This window comes from Gordonia sp. SMJS1, from assembly GCF_029866425.1.
In the GTDB taxonomy this organism is placed as follows: Bacteria; Actinomycetota; Actinomycetes; order Mycobacteriales; family Mycobacteriaceae; genus Gordonia; species Gordonia hongkongensis.
The window spans coordinates 3,418,622-3,435,750 of record NZ_CP123381.1; the positions used below are offsets into that span (position 1 = coordinate 3,418,622).

The following is a 17,129-nucleotide window of genomic DNA, read 5'->3' on the forward strand; positions in this document are numbered from 1 at the left end:
TTGTGCGGGGGCCGCTGTGGCGGGCGGTTGGCGTCATGGGTGAGCTGACACGCGGCGACGCCGCGATGCTGGCCCGGATGCGCGCGGCGCAGAACCGGGGCACACCATCCGGTCATCGGCTACCTCTGCCCGATGGCGTCTCGTTCGCCGATGGGAGCGTCCACAAGGCGTTGCGGGCGCGGGGCTATACAGGGTCGTTCCGGGTGGCCAGCGACGACGAGGGCGGGCGGTATGCGGTTCTCGTGGACTTCGACAAGCCGGACGCCTGGCGATGGGATGCGGCGACATGAGCGGGCCAGCGCCGACGTCGGCGGGCGTCGGCCCGCGTGACCGCGTCTTCGCCCTCGTCCATGCGTCGGACGAATCCCTTGTGATCGGCATGGTGAAGGTTGAGCCTGGCCCGGTCATCTACAGGCGTCGCGGCGGTGTCTGGACGCTGGATCGGGCGTTGCGTGCGCAGTTGGGCGCCCGGTCGCGGTCGCGGCGGCGTCCGGTGCTCCGTGAACTCACCGTGCGGTCGATGATCGCTCAGGAGGTCGCGCGCTGGGACGCCGAGGAAGTTCGGCGACAAGCTGCGGCTTCGGGTTTATGCGACGAGCCGGTCGAGCGTGCGCGTCCTTCTGTGCCGTCGAGGGCGGCTGTCCTCGGTGCGCGGCGGATCGCTCGCGCCACTCGGCGTGATGTTGTCGCGGCGCGTGAGGCTGAACTCATCGAGGAGATTTTGGCGGAACGGCGGAGGTCGAGGGAACTGACGCCGATCATGGCCAGCGCCTCGAAGATGACCGGCGAGATGCAGCGCGCGGCCATACTTGAAGAGATGCGTCGGTCGCGGGCGTCTATGGACCGGATGAGCGCGGTTCACGCGGAGTTGCGGGCGGGTGTTCGTTGATGAAGGTGCGTCAGGACTGGGATCACATGCGGCGCTGGCTCATTGAGAGCCTCGAAACGATGGACGACGGCGACATTCTCGACATCGGTGACGGTGAGGCTGTCGAGGATGACGAGCTTGTTGACTGCGCGGATGTCATGCGGGTTGAGGGTGGTTGGATTCTGCGGTTGTCGAGGGTGGCTCTCGTCGATGAGGTTGTCGTCGAGGACCTGGAGCCGGATACCTGGTCCGTAAATGACTTGGCCTCGGATGGCGTGCTCTTGAGTGCCGACGTCGGTCTCGTCGGTGATGCGGTGGTCTGTTGGTTCCGGGATCGGCTTGGTGTCGTGGGTCCGGGGGCTCTGGGGTTCTGCTACTCCGAGGCTGTCTAGCGCGGCTGTGGATTGATCTATCCACAGGCACGCGACTTGTGCATCGTTCTGTGGGTGTGGCCGGACATACTCAATTGCATGACAGAAGAAACCGACGAGGTCGTCCATCCCAGTAATCCCGCCACCGCTCTCTACCGGATCGCAAAGACCGTCTATCTGAAGAACAACGGTGCTTCGTTTTACGCGTCGATGGTGAGTGCCTTCGGGGATGTGCCCTTTGGTTCGACGGAGTTTCTCAGGTGTCACGCCCAGACTCTCAACTTGCTCGATCACGTGAGGCTGATTGTGCAGAGCGATCCGAACCTTAGCGAGCACTTCGATGTCTACCTACCGTCGTGGCACGGGGCGTTCGCGCCGAGTCAGGACTGGTCGTGTGCCGGGAAAGAGATTGCGGGTCCGAATGAGATCCGACCTCTCGGACATCTGGGGACCACCCTTGAGGCCATGCGCGTCGGAGGCGGTCGGTGGGACGCGACGACCCAGAGGGGTTTCGCTGGAATCTTGGAGCATTGGAATGCGGTGCTCACCGACGCGGGCTTACCGGAGCCGGTCGTGCGCGATCTACGGCGGAAGATCGAAGAGCTGCAATGGCTGATGGAGTCCGTTGGCTTGTTCGGGGTTGCTCCGGTCAAGGATGCGGCGGGGAAGCTGGTGACGGCGGGGTCTACGGAGGCGATGAAGCCGACGACCGGGCCTAGTGCGAAGGCGAAGTTGGTCTACGCGGTGGGGATCACCCTGACTTGCTTGGCCACCGCTGATGATGTCGTGAGTGGGTTCGCTGGGGTGCTGGACAGCGCTAACACGGTGGTGACAGAGGTGCGCGAACTTGGCGCGAACCTGTCGAAGTTCTCTTTACCTCCGGTGGCCGAGGATGTCGCACCTGAGCAGTTGCCATCCGACGATGTCATCGACGGCGTGATCGTCGACGAGGAACCGGACGAGGCTGCGTCGTGGTGAGAAGGGTGAAAGTTACTCCACGCGTGTGGTTTTGGTGAGGTCGAATTCGACGGAGACAAACCGGCTGAGTTCGATCTGCTTGCGATTCACGTCGATCTGCACGGAGGCGGTGCTCTCGATGGGCGACAAGAGGATCTTGAGCGACTCGCGGTCGGTGACGGCGAGACCGTTGAGCGGGTAGGCCGGTGAGGTGACCCAGGGGATTCCGCTGCTGTTGAGCGCGAGCGCTAGACGGAGGGCCATGGCGGTGCCTACGTGCAGGACCGGGGCAATCCACGGATGGCGCGCGTAGGCGGCGTTGATGAGGGCGGCGACGGTGTCGACGGGGTCGGCTTGTGCGGCGATGGTCTGGACGTCGGTGTGTGCGATGAACGGGTCATCCGCGTCTTCGACGTCGCTGCCGTGCCAGAGGAGTTTCGCGGCCTGGTACGGGGTCGAGCGGGCCATCGCGGTCGTGACGGCGGCTTCGTACTCGGCGGGCTCGCACCGGGTCGGCACGACCGCATACGCGAGTGCGGCAATGGGGCGCGCTTCGTCGCCGAGGGGCTCGGGCTCTTCGATGACCGGAAGCGGGTACGCGGGTGAGCAGACGTCGACGAGGGCGGTCGAGATGTTGCGGTCGGGGCGGTCGATGACGCGCGGGCCTCGGGTCCATGGGCCGCTGCCCTCTTCGATGGTTAGTGCGTCGAGGATGTCGGCCATGGTGGCTCCTAAGTTGCTAGTTGTCAGGCTGTCGCCTGGTGGAGGGTTTGGCCCGCCGCCTGACCGAGGGTGAGTGAGTTACTTCGGTTAGCTGTCCGCCCCGGAGAGGTGGGGTTTGGCACGCACTCGGTTCTATTGGCCAGGCGACGGGGCTTGGAAGGGACGACCGCAGGGGACGTCGAGGGCGAAGGTCGATAGGTACCGCCCAAGCTGCCGGGACGCGGGCTGCGTGGTCGCGTCTGGCGCTGGCCCCCTTACAGGTTCGTCGGTCCCGTTGACGTGGCCCGCGAACCGGAGGAACGGTCGTCCCAAGTTCTCAGTTGGCCATTGCGGGGGCCTCCTTGTGTGCCGAGACCGCTTCGGCGGCAGTGCGGATGGTCGGCCCGGATCCGGCGATGATGCCTTGGCACAACCACAGGACGGTGCGGGCGCCGACGGAGGCGGCGTCGGCGAGCTTGGTCGGGTCCTGGAAGTAGAGCGAGGCCGATGTCGCGGTGGTTTGCTCGGGGTCGAGGTCGGGCAGGATTCCGCGTCGGCGCAACTCGTCGGTGACGTTGGTCAAATGTTCGAACTCGGCGACGAGTTGAATCGCGCGGAGTCGCCGGTACTCCAGCGAGTGGCGGCTCGGCATGCTGGTCCAGCGTCGGATGTCGTCGGCCATGATCGAGTGTTCCTGCCGGAATTCCTCTGCGGCCATGATCCCCTGCCACTTCCCCGCGACGACGTGGTCGGCGATTGTGTGGGGCTCCTCGGTTAGCTCGGTGACGATGGCCAGCGCCCACGGTCGGAGGAGGTCGACGACGAGAGCGTCGCCAAGGCGGTGCAGGTGATTATGGGCCTCGCGGGCGCGGCGGAACTTGTTTTGGTTGCGCATTTTGGTCAGTTGCCGCGCGGTCTGTGGCGTCGCTCCGGAGATGACGCGGGCGGCGGCTTCGCTGCGCTGTTGGGGGGTGGCGTCTTCGCGCGCAAGGGCGTCGAGGGCGTCGTCGGCGGCGCCGTCGAGGTGGCGGGCAACGTCGGCGATCTCGCTGTCGGTCTGTGCCTCTTCGAGGATGACGTCGGCGAGGGCTTCGCGGGTCGCGGCGACGGCTTTGGTGGGCTGGATGCCGTGTTCGGCGGCTTCGGCGAGGAGTTTGTCGAGGCCGTCGAGCACCTGTTGCGCGCTGTCGAGCGGTCGCGCCGGGTGGTAGCGGACTCCGGGGTTGCGCTTGGTCATCTGTGAGGGCTCCTGTGGTCGGTGGCTAGTCGCTGCGGATGAGTAGCCGCGTGATGTTCGCGGCGGTGCGCGGGTCTCCGCTGGTGGCGGCGAGCATCGCCTCTGCGCGGATGCTGGCTGAGATGGCTCGCTGGCCGGTGGCGGGTCGCGCGGGGGTCGTGGTGAGCCGGTAGCGCAGATACTTCGCGAGGGCGCCGTTGGGGTGGCGCTGGTCGGGCGTTGAGACGTCGGCGAGGGCCTGGAGGGTTTGGGTGCGCCAGGCGGCGAATCGTGGGTCGTCCGGGGTGGCGCCGGTGCGCCACGCGATCTTGGCGCGGTTGGCGGCGGTGCGGAGGATGACGGTCCATTGCAGGAGGGCGGGGTCGCTCATGGCCTGCTGGATTTGTTCGCTCCAGCCGTCGCGGGTGAGGGCTTGGTCCAGGAGCCCCACGAGGGGGTGTTCGGGCGGGAGGGGGTGCGGGCCAGGCAGGACGTCGCGGGGGAAGGGGTCCCAGTCGGCCAGGAGGGCCGTTGGTTGCGGTTCGCGGTGACGTCGAGTCATGGGCTGACCATACGTCCTCGCGTACGCGCGCGCGAGTGTGAGTTCTGTTGTCGGCGTGTCGGTTTCGTGTCCTGAGCTTGAGCAACCTCAGATAATCGCTGGTGGTGTGGGGTGTGGGTTGTTGTTGTGTCTTGCTCTGACACAAGTGAATTGGTTTGCTCCCACATTTTCGCGGGCGCCCGGAGCTTGCGCGCGGCGCGCGCGGCAGTCGTGACCGGGGCAGCACGGCGGCGGAGACCGCAGAGACCGCAGTGAGACCGCAGTACCCAGTTATTCGGGTGTGTTTGGGTGGTTGTTGGTGTTGCTTGTTCTCACTGGTCTCGGCGGGCTAATCCGTTGTGCGCGTTGCCTATGTGCGGTGTTGAGGGTACTTGTTGGGTATTGGAGTCACTTGGTTGCAAACGCCGAGACCAGAGGTCTTACACACCAGCGGTCAGGGGTTCGAATCCCTTTGCGCGCACTCCCCCGATTTCGTAGCTCAGACCCGCGCCCAGCGCGACTCCTATCCGTGAAATCGCTACCGGCTCAACCACTCCCGCGTGTAGACGTCCTGCCAGCGCACCGAGATGTTGCGTCGGGCGGCAGCACTGCTCTCGGTCCCGAGGGTGTCGATCAGCACGTCGTCGACGATGTCGCGCACCTCGTCGGAGAGCGCGGTCAGGTCGTCGGCGTACCGAGCGATCAGGCCGACGCGCACACCGTCGACGGTGTCACCGGTGCCGTCGACCGACGCGAAGACCGTCAGGCGGCCGAGTTCGCGGCGGGTACGCACGGCGATGAGTTGTTTGACGACGCGGTCGCTCGTGTTGACGCGCAGTTCGTCGGTCGCCAGGGTCCGAGCCGGCCGCCGAATCCGTTGCAGGCTGCCCGAGATCGAGGTGATCAGCCGATCGACGTCACCGATGGGTTCGTCGGCGGCGATCTGCTGTGTCGCCTCGACGAGCCAGGCGTCGGCAACGTCGGTGGCCTCGAAGTCGCGTCCGTGCTTGTCAGGCACCGACCTCGCCTCCCTCCGCGTCGTCGACGGTCTCCGTCGGTGTGATTCTCGGTTTACCAGGGTTCCACGGCGCCAAACGGGTCAACAGGAACTTCCGGCTCCGTTGGAGATGACCGCGCACCGATCCCGTGGTGATGCGCAACACCTGTCCGATTTCCTCGAGCGTAAGCCCCTCGACTTCCTTCAGCCACCACGCGGCGCGCGAATTGGCGGGGAGGTTGCCCAATTCGGCGCGCAGCGCATCCATGAGCAGACTCCGTTCGGCCATGTCGGAGGGCAGCGGTCCGGCGGCCTCGAGTTCGGCGAACCGCTCGTCGTCGAACGGGACGTCGCGTCGGCGGCGGTGGTGGTCCACCGCCTTGCGGTGCGCGATGGCGAACATCCAGGTACGGAAGCTGCTCCGGAAAGCGAAGTCGGGCAGCCCCTTCCACGCGTCGAGCAAGGTCTCCTGCGTGAGGTCCTCGCCGGTCTGCTGACTGTCGACCATCCGCAGCATGAATCGCAGCAGACCCGGGGTCACGCGCCGGACGAGCACGTCGAACGCCTCGGTGTCGCCGACGGCCGCCGCGCCGGCGAGTTCGTCATCACCGAGCTGGGAGAGGTCGAGTCCAACTAGGTCGGGCGGCTCCCTGTGAGCTGAATCACCGGTATTCATGCGTGCAACTCCCCCCGTCCGTCCCGACTGACCTTACAGACGGATCGTGAACAGCCTTTGCGATCGCGCATCATCCGAACACGGTCCGTCTACGAAGAAGACACGACGACCGAAGGAGTTCGACATGTCCGCAAGCGCCACCACCAGCAAGGACGCCACCAAGGACGAAGCCACCACCGTCGACGCCACGCGCACCGACGGCGCCGCGGGCCGTGCCCTCGCCCGCCGTGATCCGTCGGGCGACCGGGGACGCACCTCCATTGCCGACATCGTGGTCGCCAAGGTCGCCGGGATCGCCGCACGCGAGATCGACGGTGTCCACGACCTGGGCGGCACCACCGAGCGCGTGGTCGGCCGGGTCCGCGACGTCCTGCCGGGCACGACGGTGAGCACCACCCAGGGTATCGAGGTCGAGGTCGGCGAGCGTCAGGCCGCCGTGGACGTCTCGATCGTGGCCGAGTACGGCGTCGCGATTCATCAACTCGCAGCGGCCATTCGACGGAATGTGGTCTCGGCGATCGAGCAGATGACGGGTCTCGAGGTCACCGAGGTCAACATCACCGTGCACGACATCGCGTTCGGCGACGACGAGCAGGAGTCGAACACCACCCCGCGGGTCCAGTGATGACGTCGGACCTCCCGGCGGCGCGGACCGGCGACGGGGGCCCACTGGCGGAACGCCTCGCCACCGCCGTCCTCGCCGTACCGGGCGTCCGTGACCTGCACAACGGCCTGTTCGGGGAAATCGCCACGTATCTCCCCGGGCGTCGGGTCCCGGGCGTGTCCCTCGCCGACGACCACGGCGAGGTCCACATCGTCGTCGACGCAGCGTACGACCTCCACGGCACTGCCGCGCGGGTACGCGATGTCACCGAGGAGCTCGCCGCGAGACCCGTCACGGTGACCGTGGCAGACATCAGCGTCAGCTCGAAGCCGACTCCGAAAGATGGTGAAGCGCAATAAACAACGCGATCGTGGGCCTGTTCGCCGGCCTGCTCCTCGCTCTGGCCGCCGTCGCCGGCGGGCTGGCCGGTTTCCTGCTGGCCATCGTGCTCGGCGCCGCGGGACTCGTGCTGGGACTCAACCGGGACGGCACCATCGATCTGGGCGCACTCCTGCGGAGCCGGGGTCGTGGCTGAGCACGAATCCGGCGGGCCCGCCCGGGATGCTCACCCGACCGCGGGTGACTCGCCGCCCGGCACGCTCACCGTCGCCGATCGCGTGATCGAGAAGATCGCGGCCCGAGCGGCTCTCGACATCCCGGGGGTCGTCCGCCATCGCGGTGGCGTCGGGTCGGTACTGGGAGTCGGTGAGCGGAACTTTCCCGACGCGGCCGTTCGTGCGGGCGGCGCCAGGATCACCCTGTCCCTCGCCCTCGAATGGCCGTGCGCGGTCGCCGAGGTGTCCCGCACCACACGCGATCACGTCGCCGCCGAGGTCGAGCGACTCGCCGGGATCGTTCCGCTTCGCGTCGACGTGACGGTGTCCAAGTTCGAGTCACGACAGGCGATCCGGCGCCTGCAGAAGGGTTACGTGGACCTGCCGCCGGTCTCCGACGAGCCCGAATACGACGACGTTGACGCCCACATTCGCGACAACGACCCGCGCCCCGACGACCCGGACAACACCGACGCATTCACTCCGACCATCAGCATCGACACGGGGGTACGACGATGACGCAGACCGCACCCGAATCGGGTACCGCTCCTGTCGCGACCCTACGGAACACCGACGCCCAGAACGTCTTCCCACCTGCAGCTCTCCCGGGCGCTGCGAACGCCGGCGCAGCGTTGGGGCTCGCTCTCCTCGCTCTCGGCGCGGCAGCCGTACGCGACATCGCCGTCGACGCGAGCTGGCTCAATGGTCGTCCGTGGTCGGTCACCGCCGCCGAGTGGGTCGCAGAACTGCAGTGGCAGAATTGGATGTGGCCGGCCGCGATCGGGTCGATCTTCGTAGGCCTCGTCCTGCTGTGGATCGCGATCAAGCCTCGTCGCCGGACCCACCTCGAACTCGCCGCTGGCGAGGGGATGTGGACCCGCCCCGGAGACGTCGCCCGACGCTGCAGCGCTGCCGTGTCCGACCTGCCCGGCGTACTCGACGCCGCCACCGTGGTGACGCGACGGAAGGTCACCTGCACCGTCGGGGTGCGGAGACAGGTCGCCGACCGCGCCCTCATCGACAGCACGGTCGCCGCCGTGGCGGCCGATCTCGCCTCGTCACCGCGGGTTGTGGTGCGCGTGCGCGATCGAGGACCGAGGAGCGTCCGATGAATCGTCTTCCCGCAACCGCACATCGGCTGTCGGTCGGACTCGTGGCGCTGCTGCTCATCATCGTCGGCGTCGGAGCCGTGGCATGGAAGGTCGACGCCCAACCGGTGGCCGGGTGGGTCGACCGTCTCGACGAGCGTGCCGCTCTCGACGCCGCGCAGGCGTCCCGGTGGGTCTGGGTATTGGCCGGCGTCACCGTGATCGCGATCGGCTGGGGCCTGTTGTTGCTGGCCACCAACGTACGGCCCCGCGCAGTGGACGACGCTCTGCTCGTCGGTTCCAATCAGACCGGAGCGCTCACCGTCGCACCGAAACTGATCGCGGACGCGGCAGCGACGGAACTGGCCGGGAACCCGCTGTTCCAGAAGGTGACCGCGAGAGCGATCGACGACCGGTCGCGCAGCATCATCCGGCTCGAGGTGTCGGCGACGCCGAATCGGAGCTTCGACGAGGTCACCGCGCCCGTCGCGGAGACCGTCGCCGCCATCCGTACCGCGCTCGGAGAGTCCGGAGTCCATGTCCAGGCTCTGATCCACCTCGACAGGTGACCTCGACCCGATGGCTCCACACAGACCGACAGACCGCCTCGTCCGGGGCGGTCGTCCGAAGAAGAAATGAAGGGAAAGACACGATGGGATTCAGCGACAAGGTCGGCAACAAGGCCGAGGACCTCTCCGGCAAGGCGAAGGAGGCCGCCGGCGATGTGACCGGTGACGACCAGCTAAAGAGCGAGGGCAAGGACGATCAGCTCTCCGCGGCCGTCAAAGACGGCGCGGAGAACGTGAAGGATGCCGCGTCGAACATCAAGGACAAGCTGACCGGCAAGTGATCATCGCCGCCGGCAGCCGAACCTCCCCGCCAGCGGTGACAGGGCGAATCCCGAGGGCGCCCAGCACCTTCGGGATTCGTCCTGTTGTCGGCCAGGAACGGTCGGTCACGTCCCCTTGACGTTGAGGATCTGTCGCAGGGTGTACTCGATGTCCACCAGATCGACGGCGTCGGCCATGACCTGATCGATGTCCTTGTACGCATCCGGGATCTCATCGACCCACTGCTCGCCGTGACGGTACTCGATCCCCGCCATCCGGGCGGCGAGATCGTCGGCGGTGAACCGCCTCCGCGCCTCGCTCCGAGAGAACCGCCGGCCGGCACCGTGCGGCGCCGAGCACAGGCCCGCGGGATTCCCCTTGCCAGCACCACATACGACCGTGTACCCATCGAACCCGGGATGACGCCCCGTACGCCCTCATGGGCGTCGATCGCACCCTTCCGGGTGAGCCAGACGTCCTGGCCCGCGTGCGTCTCCCGCACGGTGTAGTTGTGGTGGCAATTGATCCGGTCCACCTCCAGGGATTCCGTTTCCTCGACGACGCCACCGGAGGCGTTGTCTGCGAACCACTTTCCGAACACCTCGACGAAGCGGTCCATCATCTCGGCGCGGTTCTCGAACGCGAACCGCTGCGCCCAGGACAGATCCCCCAGATAGGCGGTCAGTTCCGGGGTCCCCTGCGGCAGGTATGCGAGGTCGGCGTTCGGCAGCTTGATCCACCACTGGCGGCACAACCGCTGAGCGATCTTGATGTGCTTCTGCGCGATCTTGTTGCCGACGCCCCGCGAACCCGAGTGCAGGAACAGCCACACCACGTCGCCCTCGTCGAGGCACAGCTCGATGAAGTGGTTGCCACCGCCGAGCGAGCCCAGCTGCTCCCGCCACTTCGGCGAATGTGACAGGTCGACACCGTCTTTCGTCGCCTGTTCGGCGAGGGCATCAATGCGTGGCCGGGTGAACTCGAACCGGTCCACACCGCGGTTGTAGTTGCCGGGCGACAGCGGGATCGCGTCCTCGATCGTCCTCCGCAGTCGCCCGAGGTCCATTCCGTCGATGTCCGCGGCGCGCAGGCGCGTCTGCACCGCGATCATGCCGCAGCCGATGTCGACGCCGACGGCCGCGGGAATCACCGCGCCGGTCGTCGGGATGACGGTGCCCACCGCGGAGCCCTTCCCGAAGTGTGCGTCGGGCATGAGGGCGATGTGCGGGTGCACGAACGGCAACCGGGCGGTCTCGGCCGCTTGGGTCAGGGTGTTGTCGTCCACGTGCGATGCATAGTTCAGCACCTTGGGCGACACCTTGGTCGGCATGGAGTTCATCCTCTCGTGTGCGCCCGGGTCAGCGGGCCCACACATCACACCGTCGAATCCCCGGTGCGGCAACCGTATTTCTTCTTCCCGATGCCACCCGGAACTCTCGCCGCCACCCGTCGCGGCGACACGACGGCGCGCAGCACTGACTCACGGGCGACACAGACACACCAGGCGACCCGTCATGTACCGACCCGAGTCGACAGCAGATGGTCAGCCGATGACGCCGAGTGCCTTGTCCCAGACCGCGTTCTCGCGCACCTCACCGGGACCGACCATGTCGGCGAAGACGATCGTGCCGTCCCGATCGACGAGAAAGGTCCCGCGGTTCGCGTAGCCGCGGTCCTCGTTGAACACCCCGTAGGCGCGCGCGGTGTCGCCGTGCGGCCAGAAGTCGGACAGCAGCGGGAACAGGAAACCCTGCGCGGCGGACCACACCTTGTGCGTGGGAGAGGGTCCGACCGAGATGGTCACCGTGGTCACGTCGTCGTTGTCGAAACGGGGCTGCTGGTCGCGGATGTAGCCGAGCTCGCCCTGGCAGGTACCGGTGAACGCGAGCGGGAAGAACACGACGAGCACGTTGCGGTCGGCTCGCAGGGTCGACAGCGACACGAGCTGGTTGTTCTGGTCGCGCAGGGCGAAATCCGGGGCCCGGTCACCGACGGTCAGGGGCGCAGAAGGCAGAGCACCGCTCATGCTTTCTTGCCCGCGCGGCCTTGGGCTGGACCAGTCGGGCCGCCGACCAGTCACCGAGGCTGATGGCCGACGTCTGGGTGAGTCCCGCGGTCGGGGCCGCCTCGGCGATCTCACTCGGATCGACGTAGCCGGACTTGCCGGTCTTCGGCGACAACACCCACACGAAACCGTCTTCGGCGAGCGGGCCGATCGCATCCATGAGGGCGTCGACGAGGTCGCCGTCGCCGTCGCGCCACCAGAGGACCACGACGTCGACGACGTCATCGGCATCCTCGTCGACCATCTCGGCGTCGATCGCGTCCTCGATGTCAGCGCGCAGTTCGTCGTCGGTGTCCTCGTCCCAGCCGAGTTCCTGCACGACCAAGCCTGCGGTCAAGCCCAGTTTCTGGGCGTTGCTACCGTCTGTGGCGGCTACCACCGCGCGTGACCTCCTGAAGATTCGTGGATCGTTCTGTGCGTCGTCTGTGGCGAATCCGCGTGCGCTCCCGCACGCCGTTCGCCTGTCAGCATAGGCAACAGCCTAGAGCCTCACATTGCAAGCCGAACGCCGTCAGGGATTTCGGGCGTTTCGCACCGGTTCCGTGACCGACCCGCCCGATCGTTACCCACAGCGGGGCGGAACAAACCGTACCCAGCGGCGCGAGGCGGACGGCGGCGTCAACCCCCGGGTCGCTCGGCCGACGTCGTGGCGGGAACCGACGGTCGAGGTGTGGCCGAGGACGTGGCCGGGAGCGGCGTGTAGGTACCGCACACATCGAGCAGGCGCTGTTTGGTGCGAGACCACTCGCTCGACACCGGGTTCAGGCCGGCACGCAGTTCGCGACTGATCGCGTTCTCGAGGCGCGCGGTCGACGCGAGGAACGCCCGCGCCGGCGTGGAGACGGCCGCCGGCGACGTCTCGGTGATCTTGGGGCGGATCCCGTCGGCACCGGCGATGAGACTGGCACGTGCCTTCTCGTCGAGATCCCCTACCCCGGCGTAGGTCTGCGCCGCGTTCAGCCGGGCGACGAAGGCGTTGAACCCGCGGACCATCACGACCATCGACGCCATCGACTCGCGGCAGAGCTCGACACCCTCGGCACGCACCTCCGCGGCCGCCGAGGCGGACAGTTCGGAGCGGTACACCGCCACCTCGCCGGGCGCCGGCGCCCCCGCGCCATCGACGGTCGACGCGCACGCCCCCGACAGGGCCGCGCCGAGTGCGATCGTGGCCGCGGTCGCCGACCGGACGGCACGACCCCGGCGCCGCCCGTCGGCCGCGCCTCCTCGATCCGGCATCCACTCCCCCTACTGGTCAGTAACCGTTTCTGGACGCTACCGCATCACGCCGATCGGGACACGCGACACGGATCCACCCGGTGCCAAGCCACCCCACATGGGGCACGATGAGGGTAGGCGCCGCACCACATCGGAGTGCGGTGCCGACGCCATGCGGTCGGACCACCACCCCGAGTTCGGCCTGTCAGAGGGAGTAGGCATCACCGTGACCAACCAGATGGACCAAGCGACACAGGACGTCTCGCCGAGCGCCGCCGGGAACACCGGCCCCAGCTCGAACGGACGTGCCGCCGGACAACGAGTCCGGGTCATCCGTGAAGGAGTCGCGTCCTATCTGCCAGACATCGACCCCGACGAGACCGACGAGTGGCTCGACTCGTTCGACGCCCTCCTCGACGCCGCGGGCCCTGGTCGCGCCCGGTACCTGATGTTGCGTCTGCTCGAACGCGCCGGCGAGAAGCGGGTGTCGATCCCCGCGCTCACCTCCACCGACTACGTCAACACCATCCCCACCGAGGCCGAACCCTGGTTCCCCGGTGACGAGGACGTCGAACGCCGATTCCGCCAGATGATCCGGTGGAACGCCGCGATCATGGTGCACCGCGCACAGCGCCCGGGCGTCGGCGTGGGCGGCCACATCTCCACCTACGCCTCGTCGGCGTCGCTGTACGAGGTCGGCTTCAACCACTTCTTCCGCGGCAAGGACCATTCCGGCGGCGGCGACCACATCTTCATCCAGGGCCACGCCTCCCCGGGCATCTATGCCCGCGCCTACCTCGAGGGCCGCATCGACGAGGCCCGCATGGACGGGTTCCGGCAGGAGCACAGCCACGCCGGCGAGGGCGGCGGTCTGCCGTCGTACCCGCACCCGCGACTGATGCCGGACTTCTGGGAGTTCCCGACGGTGTCGATGGGCATCGGCCCCATGAATGCCGTCTACCAGGCGCGGTTCAACCACTACCTGCACGACCGAGGCATCAAGGACACCTCCGACCAGCACGTGTGGGCCTTCCTCGGCGACGGCGAGATGGACGAGCCGGAATCGCGCGGTTTCGCCAGCTTCGCGGCCACCGAGGGCCTCGACAACCTGACCTTCGTCATCAACTGCAACCTGCAGCGTCTCGACGGCCCCGTGCGCGGCAACGGCAAGATCATCCAGGAGCTCGAGTCGTTCTTCCGCGGTGCGGGCTGGAACGTCATCAAGGTCATCTGGGGCCGCGAGTGGGACTCGTTGCTGCACGCCGACCGTGACGGCGCGCTGGTCAACCTGATGAACACCACCCCCGACGGCGACTTCCAGACCTACAAGGCCAACGACGGCGCGTTCGTCCGCGAGCACTTCTTCAACCGCGACCCGCGCACGAAGGAACTCGTCAAGGACCTCTCCGACGCCGACATCTGGAACCTCAAGCGCGGCGGCCACGACTACCGCAAGATCCACGCCGCCTACGCCGCGGCGATGACCCACAAGGGACAGCCGACGGTCATCCTGGCCCACACCATCAAGGGCTATACGCTCGGCAAGCACTTCGAGGGCCGCAACGCGACGCACCAGATGAAGAAGCTGACGCTCGACGACCTGAAGGCCTTCCGCGACAGCACTCGCATCCCGATCTCCGACGAGCAGCTCGAGAAGGACCCGTACCTGCCGCCGTACTACCACCCCGGCAAGGACTCGCCGGAGCTGCAGTACATGCTCGACCGGCGCAAGACCCTCGGCGGCTTCCTGCCGAGCCGCCGCACCAAGGCGAAGGTGCTGAAGGCCGACATGAGTTCGGCACTGAAGGCCACCGCGAAGGGCTCGGGCAAGCAGCAGGTCGCGACCACCATGGCGCTCGTGCGCGTCTTCAAGGATCTGTTGCGCGACAAGGAGGTCGGCAAGCGGATCGTGCCGATCATCCCGGACGAGGCGCGGACCTTCGGTATGGACTCCTGGTTCCCGACCCTCAAGATCTACAACCGCAACGGACAGCTCTACACCTCGGTCGACGCCGAACTGATGCTCGCCTACAAGGAGAGCCCGGAGGGTCAGATCCTGCACGAGGGCATCAACGAGGCCGGGTCGGCAGCCAGCTTCGCCGCGGTCGGCACGTCGTACTCGACCCACGACGAGCCGATGATCCCGCTGTACATCTTCTATTCGATGTTCGGCTTCCAGCGCACCGGTGACAGCTTCTGGGCCGCCGCCGACCAGATGGCGCGCGGTTTCATCATCGGCGCGACCGCGGGCCGCACCACGCTGACCGGCGAGGGCCTGCAGCACGCCGACGGGCATTCGCCGCTGCTCGCCGCGACCAACCCCGCCGTCGTCTCCTACGATCCGGCCTTCGCCTACGAACTCGGCCACATCGTCGAGAGCGGTATGGAGCGCATGTTCGGCGAGGACCCGGAGAACGTCTTCTACTACCTGACCGTCTACAACGAGCCGATCAGTCAGCCGGCGAAACCTGAGGGACTCGACCCGACCGGCATCGTCAAGGGTGCGTACCGGTTCCAGAAGGCGCCGGAGGGCAAGGAACACCCGGCCAACATCCTCGTGTCCGGTGTGACCATGCCCGACGCACTGCGCGCCGCCGACATGCTCGCGGAGGAATGGAACGTCGGCGCCGACGTCTACTCGGTCACGTCGTGGAGCGAGCTCGCCCGGGACGGGATCCGCGCCGACCGCGAGGTACTGCGTGATCCGGCCGCCGAGCCGGCACCGGCGTACCTGACCAAGCTGCTCGCCGACGCCGCCGGCCCGTTCGTCGGTGTCAGCGACTACATGCGCGGAGTGCAGGAGCAGATCCGGGCATACCTCCCGGGCACCTACCTCACGCTGGGGACGGACGGGTTCGGGTTCTCCGACACGCGCCCGGCGGCGCGACGGTTCTTCAACGTCGACGCTGAGTCCATCGTCGTCGCGGTGCTCGTCGCGCTCGCCCGGGACGGCAACATCGAGATGTCGGTGGCCAAGCAGGCCGCCGACAAGTACCAGATCGACGACGTCTCGGCCGCACCCGAGCAGACCAGCGATCCGGGAGTCGCCTGACCGGTCGCGCCGACGGACACGGCCTCCACTCGCCCTCGGCCGGGGAACCCACCCCGGCCGAGGGGCTAGATTGAGGTCGTGTCCGATGCGCGCGTGAACAGGAAGCAGCCACCGGCTGACGTGTTCGGTGAGCGGGGCGCGCACGTACCGGCCCCCGCCACCGTGCACGACGCGCTGCCGGACACTCTTCTCCGGCGGGTCAAGCAGTACAGCGGCCGACTCGCCACCGAGGCGGTCCATTCGATGCAGGACCAGCTGCCCTATTTCTCCGACCTCGACGCCGCGCAACGCGCGAGTGTGCAACTCGTCGTGCAGACCGCGGTGGTCAACTTCGTCGAGTGGATCCAGGACCCCGAGGGCAACGTGAAGTTCACGGTCCAGGCCTTCCAGGTGGTCCCGCAGGATCTCGCCCGCCGCATCACGCTGCTGCAGACCGTCGAAATGGTCCGCGTGGCCATGGAGTTCTTCGAGAAGTGGCTGCCGCTCCTCGCCCGCAACGATGCCCAGCTCCGTGCGCTGACCGAGTCGGTGCTGCGCTACGGACGCGAGATCGGTTTCGCCGCGGCGGCGATCTACGCCTCGGCCGCGGAATCGCGCGGGGCGTGGGACTCCCGGCTCGAGGCCCTCGTCGTCGACGCGGTGGTCCGCGGCGACACCGGGCCGCAATTGCTCTCTCGCGCAGCGGCGCTCAATTGGGACTCGGATGCCCCGGCCACCGTGATAGTCGGGACGCCGCCGCCGGAACAGAACGTGTCGGTGCCACTGGCGATCCACAACACGGCCAAGTCCTTCGACCGGTCGGCCCTGTCGGTGGTGCAGGGTTCGGTGCTGGTGGCCATCGTGAGCGGTCCCGCCCGTCCGACCGAGAAGTTCGTCGGCGCACTGCTCTCCCACTTCGCCGACGGTCCGGTGGTGATCGGTCCGACCATGCCGAACCTCGGCAGCGCGCACTCGAGTGCCACCGAGGCGATGGCCGGGATCGAGGCGGTGGCCGGCTGGCCGAGCGCACCGCGGCCGGTCCACAGTCTCGAACTGCTACCCGAGCGCGCGCTCAATGGCGATGAGTCAGCGATGACCGCTTTGATCGAATCCCTCGTCCAGCCGCTCGCCGAGGGCGGTGCGACGCTGACCACCACTCTCGAGGCCTACCTCGACTCCGGCGGCTCGGTCGAGTCCTGCGCCCGAATTCTGTACATCCATCCAAATACGGTTCGCTACCGACTGAAGAAAATTTCGGAAATCACAGGACGTGACCCAACTAACCCGCGCGACGCCTACGTTCTGAGGGTCGCGTCGACGGTGGGTCGACTGACACACTTCCGGCACAAATCGCCATCATCTGCCACATGAGTCACACGGGTTTCATGTCCGATTCACCGTTTCCGCTGAT

At 67.2% G+C, this 17,129-nt stretch carries 21 protein-coding genes and 1 pseudogene; 13 read left to right on the forward strand and 9 right to left on the reverse strand.

What is annotated here, in order from left to right; all coding sequences use genetic code 11:
* Positions 1-35 precede the first annotated feature (35 nt).
* The 4 genes from QAD21_RS15530 (at position 36) to QAD21_RS15545 (ending at position 2,217) form a co-directional block, all read left to right on the forward strand.
* Positions 36-290 (forward strand): hypothetical protein, encoded by a 255-nt coding sequence (locus QAD21_RS15530; RefSeq protein ID WP_068971542.1) that lies wholly within the window; start codon positions 36-38, stop codon positions 288-290.
* Complete coding sequence (locus QAD21_RS15535) at positions 287-889, forward strand: hypothetical protein (protein WP_068971541.1); 603 nt, start codon at positions 287-289, stop codon at positions 887-889. Before QAD21_RS15530 ends, QAD21_RS15535 begins: the two co-directional genes overlap by 4 nt.
* Positions 889-1,260 (forward strand): hypothetical protein, encoded by a 372-nt coding sequence (locus tag QAD21_RS15540; protein WP_068971540.1) that lies wholly within the window; start codon positions 889-891, stop codon positions 1,258-1,260. The genes QAD21_RS15535 and QAD21_RS15540 overlap by 1 nt, the downstream gene beginning before the upstream one ends.
* Positions 1,261-1,338: 78 nt before the next feature.
* Positions 1,339-2,217 carry a hypothetical protein gene (locus QAD21_RS15545; RefSeq protein WP_068971539.1) on the forward strand — a complete coding sequence of 293 codons (879 nt, stop codon included), beginning with the start codon at positions 1,339-1,341 and terminating at the stop codon, positions 2,215-2,217.
* A gap of 12 nt (positions 2,218-2,229) precedes the next feature.
* Here the strand turns inward: QAD21_RS15545 and QAD21_RS15550 are convergent, their stop codons facing one another.
* The 5 genes from QAD21_RS15550 to QAD21_RS15570 all read right to left on the reverse strand — a co-directional run bounded on the left by QAD21_RS15550 (position 2,230) and on the right by QAD21_RS15570 (position 6,328).
* The gene (locus QAD21_RS15550) at positions 2,230-2,919 is read right to left on the reverse strand and encodes a hypothetical protein (protein WP_068971538.1); all 690 of its coding nucleotides are present in this window, start codon (positions 2,917-2,919) and stop codon (positions 2,230-2,232) included.
* A 316-nt stretch (positions 2,920-3,235) separates the two neighbouring features.
* On the reverse strand, positions 3,236-4,135 hold the full coding sequence (locus QAD21_RS15555; RefSeq protein WP_068971537.1) for a hypothetical protein: 900 nt from the start codon (positions 4,133-4,135) through the stop codon (positions 3,236-3,238).
* A 25-nt stretch (positions 4,136-4,160) separates the two neighbouring features.
* Positions 4,161-4,676, reverse strand: coding sequence for a hypothetical protein (locus tag QAD21_RS15560; protein WP_139115554.1), 516 nt, complete (start codon positions 4,674-4,676; stop codon positions 4,161-4,163).
* Positions 4,677-5,193: 517 nt separating this feature from the next.
* Positions 5,194-5,673, reverse strand: a complete 480-nt coding sequence (locus QAD21_RS15565) for a hypothetical protein (RefSeq protein ID WP_068971535.1) — start codon at positions 5,671-5,673, stop codon at positions 5,194-5,196.
* A complete protein-coding gene (locus tag QAD21_RS15570; RefSeq protein WP_068971534.1) occupies positions 5,666-6,328 on the reverse strand; it encodes a sigma-70 family RNA polymerase sigma factor in 663 nt (220 codons plus the stop codon). The genes QAD21_RS15565 and QAD21_RS15570 overlap by 8 nt, the downstream gene beginning before the upstream one ends.
* Positions 6,329-6,452: 124 nt before the next feature.
* On the opposite strand from QAD21_RS15570, the gene QAD21_RS15575 reads away from it, so the two are divergent.
* From QAD21_RS15575 to QAD21_RS15605, 7 genes are all read left to right on the forward strand, one after another.
* Complete coding sequence (locus QAD21_RS15575; protein ID WP_068971533.1) at positions 6,453-6,953, forward strand: Asp23/Gls24 family envelope stress response protein; 501 nt, start codon at positions 6,453-6,455, stop codon at positions 6,951-6,953.
* A complete protein-coding gene (locus QAD21_RS15580; RefSeq protein WP_068971532.1) occupies positions 6,953-7,291 on the forward strand; it encodes a hypothetical protein in 339 nt (112 codons plus the stop codon). Before QAD21_RS15575 ends, QAD21_RS15580 begins: the two co-directional genes overlap by 1 nt.
* A complete protein-coding gene (locus QAD21_RS15585; protein WP_065630080.1) occupies positions 7,288-7,467 on the forward strand; it encodes a DUF2273 domain-containing protein in 180 nt (59 codons plus the stop codon). Before QAD21_RS15580 ends, QAD21_RS15585 begins: the two co-directional genes overlap by 4 nt.
* Positions 7,460-8,005, forward strand: coding sequence for an Asp23/Gls24 family envelope stress response protein (locus tag QAD21_RS15590; protein WP_068971531.1), 546 nt, complete (start codon positions 7,460-7,462; stop codon positions 8,003-8,005). Before QAD21_RS15585 ends, QAD21_RS15590 begins: the two co-directional genes overlap by 8 nt.
* Positions 8,002-8,598 carry a DUF6286 domain-containing protein gene (locus QAD21_RS15595; RefSeq protein ID WP_068971530.1) on the forward strand — a complete coding sequence of 199 codons (597 nt, stop codon included), beginning with the start codon at positions 8,002-8,004 and terminating at the stop codon, positions 8,596-8,598. Before QAD21_RS15590 ends, QAD21_RS15595 begins: the two co-directional genes overlap by 4 nt.
* Entirely contained in the window at positions 8,595-9,143 is a 549-nt protein-coding gene (locus QAD21_RS15600; RefSeq protein WP_068971529.1) for a hypothetical protein, read from the forward strand. Before QAD21_RS15595 ends, QAD21_RS15600 begins: the two co-directional genes overlap by 4 nt.
* A gap of 83 nt (positions 9,144-9,226) precedes the next feature.
* Positions 9,227-9,424, forward strand: coding sequence for a CsbD family protein (locus QAD21_RS15605; protein ID WP_068971528.1), 198 nt, complete (start codon positions 9,227-9,229; stop codon positions 9,422-9,424).
* Positions 9,425-9,529: 105 nt separating this feature from the next.
* Here the strand turns inward: QAD21_RS15605 and QAD21_RS15610 are convergent.
* The 4 genes and pseudogenes from QAD21_RS15610 to QAD21_RS15625 all read right to left on the reverse strand — a co-directional run bounded on the left by QAD21_RS15610 (position 9,530) and on the right by QAD21_RS15625 (position 12,708).
* Positions 9,530-10,734 (reverse strand): annotated as a pseudogene (locus QAD21_RS15610) (RtcB family protein).
* 213 nt (positions 10,735-10,947) lie between these two features.
* Entirely contained in the window at positions 10,948-11,430 is a 483-nt protein-coding gene (locus QAD21_RS15615) for a peroxiredoxin (RefSeq protein ID WP_068971527.1), read from the reverse strand.
* Positions 11,390-11,848: a DUF3052 domain-containing protein gene (locus QAD21_RS15620; RefSeq protein WP_280359829.1), complete on the reverse strand. Its 459-nt coding sequence runs from the start codon at positions 11,846-11,848 to the stop codon at positions 11,390-11,392. Before QAD21_RS15620 ends, QAD21_RS15615 begins: the two co-directional genes overlap by 41 nt.
* A 239-nt stretch (positions 11,849-12,087) precedes the next feature.
* The gene (locus QAD21_RS15625; RefSeq protein ID WP_058252049.1) at positions 12,088-12,708 is read right to left on the reverse strand and encodes a hypothetical protein; all 621 of its coding nucleotides are present in this window, start codon (positions 12,706-12,708) and stop codon (positions 12,088-12,090) included.
* 151 nt (positions 12,709-12,859) lie between these two features.
* Here QAD21_RS15625 and aceE point away from each other — a divergent pair, with 151 nt between their 5' ends.
* Entirely contained in the window at positions 12,860-15,739 is a 2,880-nt protein-coding gene (gene aceE, locus QAD21_RS15630) for a pyruvate dehydrogenase (acetyl-transferring), homodimeric type (protein ID WP_068971526.1), read from the forward strand.
* Positions 15,740-15,817: 78 nt separating this feature from the next.
* A complete protein-coding gene (locus QAD21_RS15635; protein WP_068971890.1) occupies positions 15,818-17,089 on the forward strand; it encodes a helix-turn-helix domain-containing protein in 1,272 nt (423 codons plus the stop codon).
* Positions 17,090-17,129 lie beyond the last annotated feature (40 nt).